Here is a 16,621-nt window from a genome sequence, read left to right as displayed (position 1 = left end):
CGCGGTCGTTCTCGCCGCTTCGGGCTTGCCTGCCCGGCCGCGACCGGTTTGTCTGCCGGCAGGGCCGGTGCAGGGACATCCGGCTCCCGACGATCAGGGAAGACGAGATGGCCAAGAGGCTGCGCTTCGGCATGTTCATGGCGCCGTTCCATGCGCCCGGCACCAACCCGACGCTGGCGCTCCAGCGCGACCTGGAGCTGGTCGAGCACCTGGACCGGCTGGGCTATGACGAGGCCTGGATCGGCGAGCACCATTCGGCCGGCAGCGAGCTGATCGCGTCGCCGGAGATCTTCATCGCCTCGGCGATCGAGCGCACCCGGCACATCAAGCTGGGCACCGGCGTGATCAGCCTGTCCTACCACAACCCGCTCTGGGTGGCCGAGCGGATCGTGATGCTCGACCATTTGAGCCGCGGGCGGGTGATGTTCGGTGCCGGGCCGGGGGCGCTTCCGACCGATGCGCAGATGATCGGCATCCAGCAGTCGGACACCCGCCGGCTCCTGGAGGAGAGCTTCACGATCATCATGCAGCTTCTCACCAGCGAGGAGCCGGTCACCTTCAAGAACGAGCGCTGGGATCTGCGCGAGGCCCGGCTGCACCTGCGGCCCTATTCCGAGCCGCTGTTCGACATCTGCGTGGCCGCTGCCGCCTCGCCATCCGGCCCCAGGCTGGCCGGCCGGCATGGCGTAGGCCTGCTCGCGGTGGGTGCCACGATGGCGGCGGGCTTCGACGCGCTGGCCCTGCACTGGAACGTGATGGAGGAGCAGGCCAAGCACTACGGCACCAGCGTCGACCGCTCGAAGTGGCGCCTGGTCGGGCCGGTCCATTGCGCGCCCACGGTGGAGCAGGCCTATGCCGAGGTGCGCTACGGCATCGAGCAGTGGTTCCGCTACTTCCAGTCGGTGGCGGCCTTCCCGCAGATGGTGGTGGACGGCAACGACCCGCACGAGATGACCGAGTTCGTGAACCAGTCGGGCATCGGCGTGATCGGCACGCCCGAGATGGTGGCAGCCCAGATCGAGCGGCTGGACCGGCAGTCCAATGGCGGCTTCGGGGCCTATCTGATGCTGGCCCATGAGTGGGCCGACCCGGATGCCACCAAGCGCAGCTTCGAGCTGATCGCGCGCAGCGTGATGCCGCACTTCCAGGGCCACTACCGGCCGACGATGGAAGCCACCGAGCGGGCGCGCGCGGTGCGCGGCGACCTGGCCGGCCAGCAGCAGCAGGCGGTGGAGGCGATGAAGGCCAAATACGAGGCGGAGCGCAGCGGCCGCGGCTGATCGGTCACAGCCTCCTATCCCCGGGCATGCGTGCCCGGGGCTTGGATTCTGGTGCGGGTCCGTGCAGATAGCACCTGCCGCGACCCAACCAGGCTGCCATGACCGACCTCGCCCGTATCCGCAACTTCGCCATCGTCGCGCATATCGACCACGGCAAGTCCACGCTCGCCGACCGCTTCATCGAGATGTGCGGCGGGCTCGACGCGCGCCAGATGACCAGCCAGGTGCTGGACAGCATGGACATCGAGCGCGAGCGCGGCATCACGATCAAGGCGCAGACCGTCCGGCTCGCCTACCGGGCGAAGGATGGCCACGACTATATCTTCAACCTGATCGACACGCCCGGCCACGTGGACTTCTCCTACGAAGTGTCGCGCTCGATGCGGGCCTGCGAGGGGGCGATCCTGCTGGTGGACGCCACCCAGGGGGTCGAGGCGCAGACGCTCGCCAATGCCTACCAGGCGATCGATGCCGACCTGGAGCTGGTCCCGGTCCTCAACAAGGTCGACCTGCCGGCCTCCGAGCCCGACCGGGTCAAGGCGCAGATCGAGGACATCATCGGCCTGGACGCCTCCGAGGCGCTGATGATCTCGGCCAAGACCGGCCAGGGCGTGGACGAGGTGCTGGAGGCGGTGGTCCGCCAGGTCCCGCCGCCGGTGGGCGACCCGGAGGCACCGCTGCGCGCGCTGGTCGTGGACAGCTGGTACGACCCCTATCTCGGCGTGGTCGTGCTGATCCGGATCCGCGAGGGCACCATCACCAAGGGCTCCCGCATCCAGATGATGGGCACCCGGGCGGTGCACCCGGTCGACCGGGTGGGCGTGTTCACGCCCAAGAAGGTCGAGGTGGGCTCGCTGGGGCCGGGCGAGGTGGGTTTCCTCACCGCCGGCATCAAGGAGCTGGCGGATGCCCAGGTGGGCGACACCATCACCGAGGAGCGGCGGCCGGCACCTGAACCGTTGCCGGGCTTCCGGCCATCCCAGCCGGTGGTCTGGTGCTCGATGTTCCCGACCGACACGGCCGAGTTCGGCAATCTGCGCGAGAGCCTGGCCAAGCTGCGCCTGAACGACGCCAGCTTCGCCTATGAGCCCGAGCAGTCCCTGGCGCTGGGGCCGGGCTTCCGCTGCGGCTTCCTCGGCCTGCTGCACCTGGAGATCGTGCAGGAGCGGCTGGATCGCGAGTTCGACCTCGACCTGATCGTCACCGCCCCCTCGGTCATCTACAAGGTGCACATGACCGACGGCACCATCCACGAGATGCACAATCCGGCGGACTATCCGGACAGCACCAAGATCGACTTCATCCAGGAGCCCTGGATCAAGGCGACCATTCTGGTGCCGGACGAGTATCTGGGGGCGATCCTGTCGCTCTGCTCGGAGAAGCGCGGCCGGCAGATCGAGCTGACCTATGTCGGCAACCGGGCGATGGTGGTCTACAACCTGCCGCTGGGCGAGGTGGTCTACGACTTCTACGACCGGCTGAAGTCGCTGAGCCGCGGCTATGCCAGCTTCGACTACCAGCTCGGCGAGTACGAGCAGAGCGACCTGGTCAAGCTGTCGATCCTGATCAACGGCGACCCGGTCGACAGCCTGGCGCTGATCGTCCACCGCTCGGCGGCGGAGAACCGCGGTCGGGCGTTGTGCGAACGGCTGAAGGAGCTGATCCCGCGGCAGAACATCCAGATCGCGATCCAGGCCGCGATCGGCGCCAAGATCATCGCCCGCGAGACGATCAAGCCGTTCCGCAAGGACGTGATCGCCGGCTGCTATGGCGGCGACATCACCCGCAAGCGCAAGCTGCTGGAGAAGCAGAAGGCCGGCAAGAAGCGGATGCGCTCGATCGGCAAGGTCGAGATCCCGCAGGCGGCCTTCCTGGCGGCGCTGAAGATGGAAGGCTGAGGGCGGGAGCCTTCGGTTGAGTGGCGGGCGTGGCCCTTCGAACCGCCGCGACCGCCACCTTGTCATCCCCCGCGGATGCGGGGGATCCACTGTCGGGAATCGTCCACGGTTGATCCCCCGCCTGCGCGGGGGATGACATGGGGTGCGGCATTCGCTGGTCATTCCCGCGCAACGGTGGCGCTGATCAAGTCGTTGATGTGGCTACGTTTTTTGTCGTTCTCGGGTTCGTTCGTGCAAAAATGCCCGGCATGATTCGTCCCCAGCCTCGTCGCAGGTCCGCTCGGTCGAACGATCAGTCTATCATGAAATGGCCGCCGGCCGCCAAGTTCGTGCGGCGGTGTCGCCGGCCTGGGCTCGCCCGGCCGGGCGGCGGCTGGTACAGGGGTGCCCCATGAGCAGCCTAGCCGACATGAAGGCCTCGGCGTCCGAAGAGGCGTCGGCCGGTTTCCGCGTTCGCCCGCACAATCTGGAAGCGGAGCAGGCGGTGCTGGGCGGCATCCTGGTGGACAACGAGGCGTTCCATCGCGCCGCGGAGTTCCTGACCGCCGAGCATTTCTACGAGCCGGTCCACGCCAGGATCTGGACGATCTGCCAGCAGCGGATCGAGCGCGGCCTCCTGGCCGACCCGGTGACCCTCAAGCTCCTGTTCGAGGACGACGAGGCGCTCAAGGGCATGGAGGGGGCCAAATACCTCGCCAAGCTCGCGCGCGCCGCCGAGGCGGTGGTCGATGTCGGCCACTATGCCGAGCAGATCCATGACCTCGCCCTCAAGCGCGGCCTGATCGATGTCGGCAGCGAGGTGGTCAACCGCGCCCACGACAAGGCCGAGATGGCCTCTGGCCGCGAGCAGATCGAGGAAGCGGAGCAGAAGCTGTTCCGCTTGGCGGAGGCCGGGGCGGCGGAAGGCGGGTTTCGTACCTTCACCAACGTCATCACTGCGGCGGTCGACCTGGTCCAGGCCGCCTTCAAGAAGGCCGGGCGGGTCACCGGCGTGCCCACCGGCTTGCAGGGGCTGGACGAGAAGCTGGGCGGGCTGCAGCCCTCCGATCTCCTGATCCTGGCCGGCCGGCCCTCCATGGGCAAGACGGCGCTGGCGGTCACCATCGCCGCCAATTCCGCCTCGACGCCCATGGACGACGAGGACGAGAGCAAGCTCTACCCGGTGGGCGTGTTCTCGCTGGAAATGTCGGCCGAGCAGCTGGCCACCCGGCTCCTGTCGGCGGAATCGCGGATCCCGTCGGACGAACTGCGCCGGGGCATGCTCGACGAGGATGCCTGGAAGCGCCTCGTGGTGGCGAGCCAGGAGCTGGCGCGCCGGCCGCTCTATATCGACGACACGCCGGCGCTGAGCATCCAGGCGGTGCGCACCCGGGCCCGGCGGCTCAAGCGCCGCTACGGCCTGTCGCTCCTGGTGGTCGACTATCTCCAGCTCCTGCGCGGCAGTGCCGCGTCCCAGGCCAACCGGGTCCAGGAGGTCAGCGAGATCACCCAGGGGCTCAAGGCCATCGCCAAGGAGCTGAATATCCCCGTTCTGGCGCTCTCGCAGCTCTCGCGTGCGGTCGAGCAGCGCGAGGACAAGCGGCCGATGCTCTCGGACCTGCGCGAATCCGGTTCGATCGAACAGGATGCCGACGTGGTGATGTTCGTCTATCGCGACGAATATTATCTGTCGCGCGCGGAGCCCAAGCAGCGCCCCGAGGAGACCCGCGAGAAGTTCAACGAGCGCTACAATGCCTGGGCGGAGCGGTTCCAGGAGAGCGCCAACAAGGCCGACGTGATCATCGCCAAGCAGCGCCATGGGCCGATCGGCAGCGTGACCTTGCAGTTTGACGCGAGCTTCGGCCGCTTCCGCAATCCCGAGCTGGTCGACTACAGCGATGCCCCACCCTACTGACGGTCCGGCCAACCGGGACCGGCCGGTGCTCGAGGTCGACCTGGACGCGATCGTCCAGAACTGGCGGCTGATGATGCGGCTGGCCCCGGGTGCCGAGGTCGCGGGCGTGCTCAAGGCCGACGGCTACGGGCTGGGCGCGGCCCAGGTGGCGGCGGCGCTGGCCGCGGACGGTTGCCGGACCTTCTTCGTCGCCACGACGGAAGAGGCGCTGGCCCTGCGCCGGACCCAGGCGGAGGCACGGATCTTCCTGCTGGGTGGGCCGGGCAGGGGGGCGGAGCGCGAGCTGGCCGAGGCGCGGATCCTGCCGGCGCTGAACGATCCTTCGCAGCTCGCCCACTGGCGGGCGCTGGCGGGCCGGCTCGGCCGGAAGCTGCCGGCCGCGATCCAGCTCGACACCGGCATGCACCGGCTGGGCTTCGATCGGGCCGACCTGCTCGACATCGATCTTGCGGGGATCGAGCTGGTCCTAGTGATGAGCCATCTGGGCGTGGCCGACGAGCCTGCCCATCCGCTCAACGAGGCGCAGCTCCAGGCGTTCGAGGAGCGCCGGGCATTGCTGCCGCCGGCACCGGCGAGCCTCGCCGCCTCGTCGGGCGTGCTGCTGGGCAAGCGGTTCCGCTTCGACATGGTGCGGCCGGGCATCGCCCTGTACGGCGCCCAGCCGGTGGCGGACTCGCCGATCGATCTGCGGCCGGTGGTCCGGCTCGTCACTTCGGTGATCCAGGTCCATGAGGTTGAGGCCCCGGGCGCGGTGGGCTACGGTGCCACCCATGCCGTCAGCAGGGGCATGCGCATCGCGACCCTGCCGATCGGCTATGCCGACGGCCTCCTGCGTGCCGCCGGCGGCAAGGTTTCCGTGAACGTGGCGGGAGTGGACGTGCCGGTCGTGGGCCGCATCTCGATGGATCTCGTCACGATCGATGTGACGGCGCTGGGCGGCCGAGTCCGGCCCGGCACGCAGGTCGAGGTGCTGGGCGGACCCGGTGCGGTGGAGCGCTATGCCGAGGCGGCCGGCACCATCCCCTATGAGCTGCTGGTGCGGCTGGGGCCACGGATCGAACGTCGTTACATCGGAGGCACCGCTTGAACCCGCTGCGCCGGATCGGTGCCGGACTGCTCGACTTCTGCCAGCAGATCGGGGCGATCGCCACCTTTGCGCTGGTCTCGATCGGCCGCGGCCTGGCCGGCCCCTGGTATCCGGCCCAGATCCTGCGCCAGATGATCGACATCGGCTATTACTCGCTGCCGGTGGTGGGGCTCACCGCGATCTTCACCGGCATGGTGCTGGCGCTCCAGTCCTATACCGGCTTTGCCCGCTTCGAGGCGGAATCGGCGGTCGCGACCATCGTGGTGGTGTCGCTCACCCGCGAGCTGGGCCCGGTGCTGGCCGGGCTGATGGTGGCGGGCCGGGTGGGTGCCGCGATGGCCGCCGAGCTCGGCACCATGCGGGTCACCGAGCAGATCGACGCGCTCACCACGCTTTCGACCGATCCGCACCGCTACCTGATCTTCCCGCGCCTGCTGGGCGGCACGCTGATGCTGCCGCTCCTGGTGCTGGTCGCCGACATCATCGGCGTGTTCGGTGGCTTCGTGGTCGGCACCACCAAGCTGGGCTTCAGCCCCTACACCTATATCGACCAGACCCTGCAATATCTGGAAACGCAGGACGTCGTGGTGGGCCTGGTGAAGGCGGCGGTGTTCGGCTTCATCGTGACGCTCATGGGCTGCTGGAACGGTTACCAGAGCCGCGGCGGCGCGCAGGGCGTGGGTGCGGCCACCACCCGCGCGGTGGTGACCGCCTCCATCATGATCCTGGTGTTCGACTACATCCTGACCGAGATCTTCTTCAGCCGATGACCGAAGCTCCCGCCAAGATCGCGATCCGCGGCCTGCACAAATCCTTCGGCCGCAAGCACGTGCTGCGGGGCGTGGACCTGGACGTGCCGGCCGGCAGCTCGGTCGTGGTGATCGGCGGCTCGGGCACCGGCAAGTCGGTCCTGCTGAAATGCATCCTGGGGATCCTCCAGGGGGACGGGGGCTCGATCAGGGTCGACGGCAGCGAGGTCGTGGGTGCCTCGGGCGGCGATCTCGAGGGGATCCGCCACAAGGTCGGCATGCTGTTCCAGGGTGGCGCCCTGTTCGATTCGCTGCCGGTCTGGGAGAATGTCAGCTTCGGCGTGCGGGCACGGCGCAAGATCGGGCGGGACGAGGCCAGACGGATCGCGGTCGAGAACCTGGAGAAGGTGGGCCTGGCGGCGGATGTCGCCGACCTGATGCCGGCGGAGCTGTCGGGCGGCATGCAGAAGCGCGTGGGCCTCGCCCGGGCGGTAGCACTCCAGCCGGAGATCCTGTTCTTCGACGAGCCGACCACGGGCCTGGACCCGATCATGGCGGACGTCATCAACAACCTGATCCGCTCGCTCACCCGGGCGATGGGGGCCACGGCCCTCTCGATCACCCACGACATGGCGTCGGTGCGCAAGATCGCCGACTATGTCGCCATGCTCTACGAGGGCAGGGTGATCTGGTTCGGGCCGGTCGAGGAGCTGGACCGGTCGGGCAACGACTTCGTCGACCAGTTCATCCACGGCCGCGCCGAGGGGCCGATCACGGTGGGGACCCGCTGAGCCCGGCCTGTTCACGCTTGCGGCGAGGAGCCTGATGGCACGCATGGAACGCCGCTTCGTCTGCCAGTCCTGCGGGGCAGTGACGTCGCGCTGGCACGGCCGCTGCGACGATTGCGGGGCGTGGGACAGCTTCGTCGAGGAGACCGTCCAGCCCAAGGGTACCGGCAGTGCCGCCGCCACGCGCACGCGCGGCCGCCGGGTGGAGCTGGTGGGGCTGAGTGGCGCCGCCAGCGCCCCGCCCCGGATCGGTTCGGGCATCGACGAGCTCGACCGGGCGCTGGGCGGCGGGCTGGTGCCGGCTTCCGCCCTCTTGATCGGCGGCGATCCCGGGATTGGCAAGTCGACCCTGGTGCTGCAGGCCGGCGCCGGGCTGGCCCGAAGCGGCAAGCGCGTGGTCTATGTCACCGGCGAGGAGTCGATCGACCAGGTGCGGCTGCGCGCCCATCGCCTGGGCCTGGCCGACAGCACGATGGAGCTCGCTGCCGAGAACGCGGTGGCCGACATCCTGACGACGCTCTCGGCCGGGCCCGCACCCGACCTGCTGATCGTCGATTCGATCCAGACCATGTTCACCCAGGGGTTCGACCAGGCGCCGGGCACGGTGACCCAGTTGCGCGCCTCGACCGACGCCCTGATCCGCTTCGCCAAGACCCGGCAGACGGCGGTGCTGCTGGTGGGGCACGTCACCAAGGAGGGGCAGATCGCGGGACCCCGTGTCCTGGAGCACATGGTCGACACCGTGCTCTATTTCGAAGGCGAGCGCGGCCACCAGTTCCGCATCCTGCGCGCGGTCAAGAACCGGTTCGGCCCGGCCAACGAGATCGGCGTGTTCGAGATGCAGGAGGCGGGCCTGGTGCCGGTCACCAACCCCTCGGCTTTGTTCCTGTCCGAGCGCGAGGAAGGGCTGGCCGGCTCCGCGGTCTATGCCGGGATCGAGGGCAGCCGCCCGGTCCTGCTGGAGATCCAGGCGCTGGTCGGCAACGTGGCGGCGGGCAGCCCCAGGCGCGCCGTGGTCGGCTGGGACAATAACCGGCTGGCGATGCTGCTGGCGGTGCTGGAGGCGCGCTGCGGCCTGGAGCTGTCCGGGCGCGACGTGTACCTGAACGTCGCCGGCGGCCTGCGGATCGTCGAGCCGGCCGCCGACATGGCGGTGGCGGCGGCCTTGATCGGCTCGCTCCTGGACCGTGCCGGGCCGGAGAAGGCGGTGTTCTTCGGCGAGGTGGGTCTGGGCGGCGAGGTGCGCAGCGTCACCCAGAGCGAGCTGCGCATCCGGGAAGCGGCCAAGCTCGGCTTCACCGAAGTGGTGGCGCCGCCTGGTGCTGCCGGGAAGGCCACCCCGGTCGCGGTGACGCCGATCCGGCGGGTGGGGGATCTGGTGGCGATGTTCTCGCCCGCAGCCGCGCCGGGACGGCGGCCGCGGGTCCGGACCGGAGTGGATTGATGGGCAGCCTTCCCGAACTGACCGCGTTCGACCTGGGCGTGATCGCGATCGTGCTGGTGTCGGCAGTGCTGGCGCTCGCTCGCGGCTTCGTGCGTGAATTGATGACGCTGCTCACCTGGGGCGGTGCGGTGCTGACCGCGATCTGGCTGTGGACGCCGGTGCACGAGATCGTGGCCGGGGCGGTGGCGCAGAGCCTGGTGGTCGACGCGATCACGGCGGTCCTTGTGTTTCTGGTTCCGCTCATCATTTACAAGCTCGTGGCGTCGATGCTGGTGAGAGGCGTCGACGAGAGTGCCTTGTCCGGGATCGACCGGCTGCTGGGCCTGGTGTTCGGCGTCTTCCGCGGCGTGCTGGTGGTGGCGGTGGTCTATCTGGTCGCCGTTCGCCTCGTGCCGATCGAGGACCATCCGATCTGGGTCAAGAACGCCTGGCTCCTGCCCGAGGTGCAGATCGCGGCGCTGGTGCTGGACGGCATGCTGCCCGCGGAGTTCGCGGAACGAAGCTTGGATGCGCTCGAAAAGGGGGCCGGGACCATGCAGGATCTGGCCGACCCGCGTCGCCTCCTGGACGGGCAGCCGTCCGGTGCGACCGCCGAGCAAGGTTACGGCGCTGCCTCACGGTCGGCGATGGAGCGGCTGGTCGAGCAGCAGGAAAGCGAGTGAGTAGGCCCATGTCCTTGCCCGAACGAGCCCTGCCGTTCGACGACGACAAGCTGCACGAGGAGTGCGGCTGCTTCGGCGTCTGGGGCCATGCCGATGCCGCGGCGGTCACGGCACTGGGGCTCCATGCCCTGCAGCATCGCGGCCAGGAAGCCGCCGGCATCGTCAGCCTGGACGGCGGCCGCTTCCTCAGCCACCGGGCGATCGGCCTGGTGGACGACGATTTCAGCAAGCGCTCGGTAATCGAGGCGCTGCCGGGCCAGGCGGCGGTGGGCCATGTCCGCTACTCGACCACCGGTGCGTCGGAGCTGCGCAACGTCCAGCCGCTGTTCGCCGACTATGCGTTCGGCGGCCTCGCTATCGCGCATAACGGCAACCTCACCAACGCCATGGCGCTGAAGAAGCGGCTGGTGAACGACGGCTCCCTGTTCCAGTCGACCTCGGACACGGAGGTGCTGGTCCATCTGATTGCCCGCTCGCACCGCCAGGACGTGGTCGAGCGGATGACCGACGCGCTGTTCCAGATCGAGGGCGCCTGGTCGCTCGTGGCACTCTCGGCCGATGCGCTGATCGGCGTGCGCGACCCGCTGGGCATCCGGCCGCTGGTGCTGGGCAAGCTCGGCAGTGCCTGGGTGCTGGCGTCCGAGACCGTGGCGCTGGACATCATGGGCGCGGAGCTGGTCCGCGACATCGATCCGGGCGAGATTGTCATCATCGACGATCAGGGCCCGCGCTCGCTCCATCCGTTCCGCGAGCAGCCGCAGCGCTTCTGCGTCTTCGAATATGTCTATTTCGCTCGGCCGGATTCGGTCCTGGAGAAGCGCGGCGTCTACGAGGTGCGCAAGCGGATCGGCGAGGAGCTGGCCAAGGAGAGCCCGGTCGAGGCCGACCTGGTGGTGCCGGTGCCGGACAGCGGCGTGCCCTCGGCGCTGGGTTTTGCCCAGGCCAGCGGCATCCCGTTCGAGCTCGGCATCATCCGCAACCATTATGTCGGCCGGACCTTCATCGAACCCACCGACCACATCCGCCATCTGGGCGTGAAGCTGAAGCACAACGCCAACCGTTCGCTGATCGAGGGCAAGCGGGTGGTGCTGGTCGACGACTCCATCGTGCGCGGCACCACCTCGACCAAGATCGTCGAGATGATGCGCGCGGCGGGGGCGAGCGAGGTGCACATGCGCATCGCCAGCCCGCCCACCACCCATTCCTGCTTCTACGGGGTCGATACGCCCGAGCGGGGCAAGCTCCTGGCGGCGCGCTACGACGTGGCCGAGATGGCCAAGCTGATCGGCGTGGACAGCCTGGCCTTCCTGTCGATCGACGGGCTCTACCGGGCGGCCGGCGAGCCCGGACGCGACCGGACCACCCCGCAATTCTGTGACGCCTGCTTTACCGGCGACTATCCGACGCCCTTGCGCGACGCGGTGAACCGTGGCGAAGGGGAGGCCCTGCACGCCACGCCTGCCACCCAGCCGGTGGCGGAGCCGGTCGCGTGAGCTCGGTCGACCTTTCCGGGCAGATCGTGGTCGTCACCGGGGCCTCGCGCGGGATCGGCGCCGCGGTGGCGCGGGCTGCGGCAGGGCTGGGCGGCAAGGTCGTGATCGTCGGCCGCACTCGCGGCGCCCTGGAGGAGCTGGACGACGAGATCCGCTCCCTCGGCCGGGAAGAGGCGGTGCTGGCGCCGGTGGACCTGACCCGCCGCGAGCATGTCGACGCGCTGGGCGGGATGCTGTTCCAGCGCTTTGGCCGGATCGACCTGCTGGTCCATGCCGCGGGCGAGCCCGGCACGCTGACGCCCGCCTCGCACATCGATCCTGGCGAGTTGCAGAAGGTGCTGGCGGTCGAGGTGGTGGCGGCCCAGCACCTGATCCGCTCCTTCGAAGCCCTGCTGCGCGCTGCACCGGCCGGGCGGGCCCTGTTCCTGACCTGCGACATCGCGGAGCGGGCGCCGGCCTTCTTCGGGATGGCGGCCGCGGCCAAGGCCGGGTTGGAAGCGCTGGTCAGCGCCTGGGCTGCGGAACTGCGCCGGAGCACGGTGGGGATCAGCCTGATCGATCCGGGCCGGGTCGCCGGGACGCGGACGGAGATCCGCCGCTATCCGGGCGGCTCCAGCACGCCCTTGCCCTCCGCGGCCGAGATCGCCGAGCGCCTGCTGGCGACCCTCAGCCGCCCGCCCTTGCCGCCGGGCGAGGTGGAGCGGCTTCAGCCCCAGAACACGCCCTAGTCGCGGGCGTAAGGGTTCTCGCCGCGCCGCGCGTGCAGGCGCAGTGGCACGCCCGGCAGGTCCAGCGCGCGGCGCAGGCTGTTGGACAGATAGCGCAGATAGTGGTCCGGCACGTCGGCCGGGTCCAGGTTCTGGAACAGGACGAAGGTCGGCGGCCGGCTGGCGGTCTGGGTGATGAAGCGGATCTTGAGCCGCCGCCCGCCCACCTGGGGCGGCTGGTGCTCGGCCAGCGCGTCCTGGAGCCAGCGGTTCAGCTTGGCCGTGGTGATCCGCCGGTTCCAGCGCTGCACCGTCTTGAGCACGGTCGGCAGGAGTTTCGGCACGCCCTGGCCGGTACGCGCCGAGATGGTGACCAGCTCGAGGCCGGGTGCCTGGGCCAGCTTGTCCTCCAGACGCTCGCGGATCGCCTGGAGCGCTTCCTTCGGCGTCTCGATCAGGTCCCACTTGTTGATCGCGACCACCAGGGCCCGGCCCTCGCGCAGGACGAGGTCGGCGATGGTCAGGTCCTGCACCTCCAAAGGCTGGGTGGCGTCCACCACCAGCACCGCGGCATGGGCGAACTTGAGGGCCTGGACGGTGGCGGAGACCGAGATCCGCTCCAGCCGCTGCTCGACCCTGGCCTTGCGCCTGAGCCCCGCCGTGTCGATCAGCTCGAACGAGCGGCCCTGATGGGTGATCGGCAGCGCCACCGAGTCGCGGGTGAGGCCCGGCTCCGGCCCGGTCAGCATCCGCTCGTCGCCGACCAGCCGGTTGATCAGCGAGGACTTGCCGACATTGGGCCTGCCGATCACCACGAGCTTGACCGGCTTGCCGGCACCCAGCTCCGGTCCTGTCGCGGATTCGAGCGGCAATTCGGCCGACGCTCCGGCCGGCTCCGGCAGGACCGGCTCCTTCGGGGCCGGGGCCGTATCCTCCGGCTCCTCCTCGTCCGCTTCCTCGGGCAGGCGCGCCCGGATCACCTGGAAGAGGTCGGCCATGCCCTCGCCATGCTCGGCCGAGATCGGCACCGGCTCCCCTAAGCCCAGCGACCAGGCTTCCGCGGCGTCGATCTCGGCCTGACGGCCCTCGCACTTGTTGGCGAGCACCACGATCGGCTTCTTCGTGCGCTGCAGGAGCCGGGCGACCTCGTGGTCGAGGGGGGTCAGGCCGGCGCGGGCGTCGAACAGGAACAGGCCGAGATCGGCCTCCTCCAGCCCGGCCAGGGTCTGGGCGCGCAGGCGGCCTTCCAGGCTGTCGTCGGGGCCGACGTCCAGGCCGGCCGTGTCGATCACCCGAAAGCGCAGGTGACCGATCCGGCCCTGGCCTTCCAGCCGGTCGCGGGTCACGCCCGGCTGGTCGTGGACGATCGCCTGCCGGCGGCCGACCAGCCGGTTGAACAGGGTGGACTTGCCGACATTGGGCCGGCCGAGAATGGCAATGGTGAACACGGTTCTGGCGTCGTCCTGCCGGCGCGAAGCGGCCTTGCTATAAGCGGAAGGGCTGTCAGCGGAAGGCGTGCAACGTACCGTCGTCGGTCAGCAAATAGATAGTGCCGTCCGCCACGATCGGCGGCTGGCGGATCGGCGCACCCACCTCGATCCGCTGGACGATCGTACCATCGAAGGGGGAGAGCGCCACCAGTTCGCCATCGGCACTGCCGGCCAGGAGGCGGCCGCCGGCCAGCACCGGCCCGTGCCACTTGATCAGCTCGTCGCCCGACGTGTCGTCCTCGCGCTGGCGGGGCAGGCCGGTCACCCAGCGCACCTGCCCGGTCTGGCGCAGCATCGCCACGACCTCGCCGCGATCGCTCATCAGGTAGACGAAGTCGCCGGCAGGCCAGGGGGTCTGCTCCGTGGCAACCGTCAGGTCGAACAGCCGGCTGCCGGTCTGCAGGTTGAACGCGGCGACCTCGCCGCCCGTGCCGCCCACGAACACCCGGTCGCGGTCGATCACCGGCAGGCCGTCGATGTCGCTGATCGCGGCGATCGCGAGCGTGCGGCGCGGCCGGAGCACGGTCTCGCTCCAGATGGGGATGCCGGTTTCCAGCGAGAGCGCGTTCACCTCGCCGGACGAGTAGGGCACGATCACGATGCCCTGGCTGGTCGCGGGGGTGGAGCCGCCGAGCGTGGCCGCGATCTCGCCGGGCGCGGTGTGCTGCCAGACGAGCTCGCCGCTCTGCGCGTCCAGCGCGAAGGACTGGTTGTCGGCGCTGATCAGCAGCACCAGGCCCTCGGCCACGGCCGGCGAGCCGCGCAGCGGGGCGCTCAGGCTCTGGCGCCAGATCTCCTGGCCGTTGGCCGCATCCAGCGCCAGGACGATGCCCTTGGTGGTGGCGAGGTAGAGCCGGCCGCCGCCATAGGCGATGCCGCCGCCGTTCAGCCGGTCGGCATCGGGCAGGTCCGCCGGGGTCACGCTCCAGCGCGTCCGGCCGGAGCCCGTGTCGATGGCCGAGACCTGGACGCTGCCGTCCACGGCATAGATCGTGCCGTCCGCCACCACGGGCGGGTTCAGGAACGCCTCGTCGCCGGCGCCGGTGCCGATCGAGACCGACCAGGCGGGCGACAGCGTCGCGGGTGCCGCCAGATGGTGGAGCGCATGGCTGGGATCGCCGCCGGCCTGCAGCCAGTCGCGGTTGCGTACCGGCTCCGGCAGGGTGATCTCCAGGCTGGCGAGGCTGGGATCGGCCTTGATGCCCTCGTCCAGGAGCAGCACCGGTCGGCGCTCGCCCGGCAGGCGGGGCTTCTCGTCCTCCGACCACCAGCCGCAGCCGGACAGGAGGGTGGCGAGCAGGAGGGCGGAGCCGAGCAGGGTGCGCCGGCGGGCGCGAGCCGGGCGGGGCTGGGTGGACCGGGGCAGGCTCAAGCCGCGGACTCCAGGGCCGCGCGGTACTCGGTCAGGCGGGCCTTGGCCCGGATCGGGATGCTCGGGTCGTTCAGCGCGTCGTCGAACGCCGCCTTGGCGCCCGCCGTGTCGCCGGCGCGCAGCCGGGCGAGGCCCAGCAGCTCGCGGGCCTGGTGACGGAAGGGCCGGTCGCCTGCGGTGAGCGGCTCCAGCTCGCTGATCAGCTCCGCAGGATCGCCCTCGTCCAGTTGCCGGCCGAGCACGGCCAGCCGGGCGGCTTCCTTCAGGATCGCGTCGTCGAGATCGGAGCCTGCGACCTGCTCCAGGTTGGCCGTGGCCTCGTCCGCCTTGCCGGCGGCACCGGCGGCCTGGGCCGCCTGAAAGCGGGCCAGGGCCGCCACGCCCGCGGAGGTTTCCGCGCCGACCGCTTCCAGGTCGGCCAGGGCCGCCTCGGTCTGGCCGGTTTCGAGCTTGGTGATCGCGGCGAACAGCCTGGCCGATTCGTCCTGCCGGACCTTGGCCTGCCAGTTCTGCCAGCCGACATAGGCCGCGGTGCCCAGCACCACGAACAGCAACAGGCCCACCACCCAGCCGCCATAGCGCTTGGCGAACGCGATGGCGCGGTCGCGCTGCAGGTCTTCTTGAACCTCGCGGATCAGCGCGTCGGACAAGGTGATGATTCCCCCGGCAGATGCAGGACTGGCGCCGGACGCGGCCGGCCCGGACCTTTTGCGGTTTGGTAGGGTCGGACCCATCGTTTGGCAAGCGTGCTGCAATCCTCTAGAACCCGGGGTACCTGCATCTGGAGGGACGGCCGACCATGCCGCGCATTTATGTGGCGCTCGACCTGCCCGAACACGTGGTCGACCAGGTCGAGCGGCTGTGCGTGGGCCTGCCCGACGTGCGCTGGGCCGACGCGGACGACCTGCACATCACGCTGCGCTTCATCGGCGAGGTCGACGAGCCGACCTTCGAGGAGGTCGGCGAGGCGCTGGCGCACGTCACCGCGGCACCGTTCGAGCTGCAGCTCCAGGGGATCGGCCATTTCCCGCCGCGCGGCGAGCCGACCACGCTGTGGATCGGGGTGGCGCCCTCGGAAGGGCTGCTGCAGCTCAAGCGCCGGGTCGACCGCCAGCTCGCCAGCCTCGGCATCGCCCCGGAAACGCGCAAGTTCGCGCCGCACCTGACCATCGCCCGGCTGCGCGGGCCGCTGCCCGAGAACCGGCTGGGCGCGTTCCTCAAGCGACTGAGCCTGTACCGTTCCGAGCCGTTCACCGTGAACGGCTTCACCCTTTACTCCTCGTTCCTGCGTGCGGACGGTGCGATCCACACGCCCGAGGCGACCTACGACTTCGTGCAGGGGATCGCCGAGCGCGTGTGAGGGGCGTCAGCCCCGGCCGGACCCGGCCAGCGCCTCGGCATAGGTCTCCGGCCGGAAGCCCACGAGCCGGCGCTCCCCCAAATCCAGGACCGGGCGCCGGATGATCGAGGGCTGGGCCAGCATCAGCGCCGTCGCCCGCCCCCGGTCCAGCCCGGTCCGCTCGGCCTCCGGCAGCCGGCGGAAGGTGGTGCCGGCACGGTTGAGCAGGGCTTCCCAGCCCAGCTCGTCCACCCAGCGCAGGAGTGCGGCGCGGTCGACACCCTGGCTCCTGTAGTCGTGGAACGCATGGTCGATGCCGTGCTCGTCCAGCCAGGCGCGCGCCTTGCGCACCGTGTCGCAGTTCTTGATGCCGTACATGGTCAGGGCCATCGGCCGGTTCCTCCAGGCAGGCCCGAAA

At 69.9% G+C, this 16,621-nt stretch carries 15 protein-coding genes; 11 read left to right on the top strand and 4 right to left on the bottom strand.

Going from position 1 to position 16,621, the window contains the following annotated elements; translation table 11 throughout:
• Positions 1 to 107: 107 nt before the first annotated feature.
• From HLA95_RS17345 to HLA95_RS17300, 10 genes are all read left to right on the top strand, one after another.
• A complete protein-coding gene (locus HLA95_RS17345; protein WP_191060322.1) occupies positions 108 to 1,280 on the top strand; it encodes an LLM class flavin-dependent oxidoreductase in 1,173 nt (390 codons plus the stop codon).
• Positions 1,281 to 1,378: 98 nt separating this feature from the next.
• Entirely contained in the window at positions 1,379 to 3,178 is a 1,800-nt protein-coding gene (gene lepA, locus HLA95_RS17340; protein ID WP_191060323.1) for a translation elongation factor 4, read from the top strand.
• A gap of 391 nt (positions 3,179 to 3,569) precedes the next feature.
• Entirely contained in the window at positions 3,570 to 5,072 is a 1,503-nt protein-coding gene (locus HLA95_RS17335) for a replicative DNA helicase (protein WP_191060324.1), read from the top strand.
• Complete coding sequence (alr, locus tag HLA95_RS17330) at positions 5,056 to 6,159, top strand: alanine racemase (protein ID WP_222183981.1); 1,104 nt, start codon at positions 5,056 to 5,058, stop codon at positions 6,157 to 6,159. Before HLA95_RS17335 ends, alr begins: the two co-directional genes overlap by 17 nt.
• Positions 6,156 to 6,929, top strand: a complete 774-nt coding sequence (locus HLA95_RS17325) for an MlaE family ABC transporter permease (RefSeq protein WP_223861725.1) — start codon at positions 6,156 to 6,158, stop codon at positions 6,927 to 6,929. The genes alr and HLA95_RS17325 overlap by 4 nt, the downstream gene beginning before the upstream one ends.
• Positions 6,926 to 7,699: an ABC transporter ATP-binding protein gene (locus HLA95_RS17320; protein ID WP_191061778.1), complete on the top strand. Its 774-nt coding sequence runs from the start codon at positions 6,926 to 6,928 to the stop codon at positions 7,697 to 7,699. The genes HLA95_RS17325 and HLA95_RS17320 overlap by 4 nt, the downstream gene beginning before the upstream one ends.
• Positions 7,700 to 7,733: 34 nt before the next feature.
• Positions 7,734 to 9,140 carry a DNA repair protein RadA gene (gene radA / locus HLA95_RS17315; protein WP_222183979.1) on the top strand — a complete coding sequence of 469 codons (1,407 nt, stop codon included), beginning with the start codon at positions 7,734 to 7,736 and terminating at the stop codon, positions 9,138 to 9,140.
• Complete coding sequence (locus tag HLA95_RS17310) at positions 9,140 to 9,802, top strand: CvpA family protein (RefSeq protein ID WP_191061236.1); 663 nt, start codon at positions 9,140 to 9,142, stop codon at positions 9,800 to 9,802. Before radA ends, HLA95_RS17310 begins: the two co-directional genes overlap by 1 nt.
• A gap of 8 nt (positions 9,803 to 9,810) precedes the next feature.
• Entirely contained in the window at positions 9,811 to 11,295 is a 1,485-nt protein-coding gene (gene purF, locus HLA95_RS17305; RefSeq protein ID WP_191061235.1) for an amidophosphoribosyltransferase, read from the top strand.
• Positions 11,292 to 12,023: an SDR family NAD(P)-dependent oxidoreductase gene (locus HLA95_RS17300; RefSeq protein ID WP_222183977.1), complete on the top strand. Its 732-nt coding sequence runs from the start codon at positions 11,292 to 11,294 to the stop codon at positions 12,021 to 12,023. The genes purF and HLA95_RS17300 overlap by 4 nt, the downstream gene beginning before the upstream one ends.
• On the opposite strand, the gene der is transcribed toward HLA95_RS17300, so the two are convergent.
• From der to HLA95_RS17285, 3 genes are read right to left on the bottom strand one after another with little or no spacing between them, the layout of a single operon-like run.
• Complete coding sequence (gene der / locus HLA95_RS17295; protein WP_191061556.1) at positions 12,020 to 13,450, bottom strand: ribosome biogenesis GTPase Der; 1,431 nt, start codon at positions 13,448 to 13,450, stop codon at positions 12,020 to 12,022. The two genes, HLA95_RS17300 and der, sit on opposite strands and share 4 nt — an antisense overlap.
• A gap of 55 nt (positions 13,451 to 13,505) precedes the next feature.
• A complete protein-coding gene (locus tag HLA95_RS17290; RefSeq protein ID WP_191061555.1) occupies positions 13,506 to 14,864 on the bottom strand; it encodes an outer membrane protein assembly factor BamB family protein in 1,359 nt (452 codons plus the stop codon).
• Complete coding sequence (locus HLA95_RS17285) at positions 14,861 to 15,514, bottom strand: tetratricopeptide repeat protein (protein ID WP_222183975.1); 654 nt, start codon at positions 15,512 to 15,514, stop codon at positions 14,861 to 14,863. Before HLA95_RS17285 ends, HLA95_RS17290 begins: the two co-directional genes overlap by 4 nt.
• A 149-nt stretch (positions 15,515 to 15,663) precedes the next feature.
• Between HLA95_RS17285 and thpR the strand changes: the two genes are divergently transcribed.
• The gene (gene thpR / locus HLA95_RS17280; RefSeq protein WP_191061769.1) at positions 15,664 to 16,224 is read left to right on the top strand and encodes an RNA 2',3'-cyclic phosphodiesterase; all 561 of its coding nucleotides are present in this window, start codon (positions 15,664 to 15,666) and stop codon (positions 16,222 to 16,224) included.
• 6 nt (positions 16,225 to 16,230) lie between these two features.
• Here the strand turns inward: thpR and HLA95_RS17275 are convergent, their stop codons facing one another.
• Positions 16,231 to 16,593 (bottom strand): ArsC family reductase, encoded by a 363-nt coding sequence (locus HLA95_RS17275; protein ID WP_191061768.1) that lies wholly within the window; start codon positions 16,591 to 16,593, stop codon positions 16,231 to 16,233.
• Positions 16,594 to 16,621 lie beyond the last annotated feature (28 nt).

Origin of the sequence: Geminicoccus harenae, assembly GCF_019800005.1 — a bacterium.
Classification (GTDB): Bacteria; Pseudomonadota; Alphaproteobacteria; order Geminicoccales; family Geminicoccaceae; genus Geminicoccus; species Geminicoccus harenae.
Note: the sequence above shows the minus strand (reverse complement) of the source record. Positions and strands in the feature narration are given on the sequence as shown.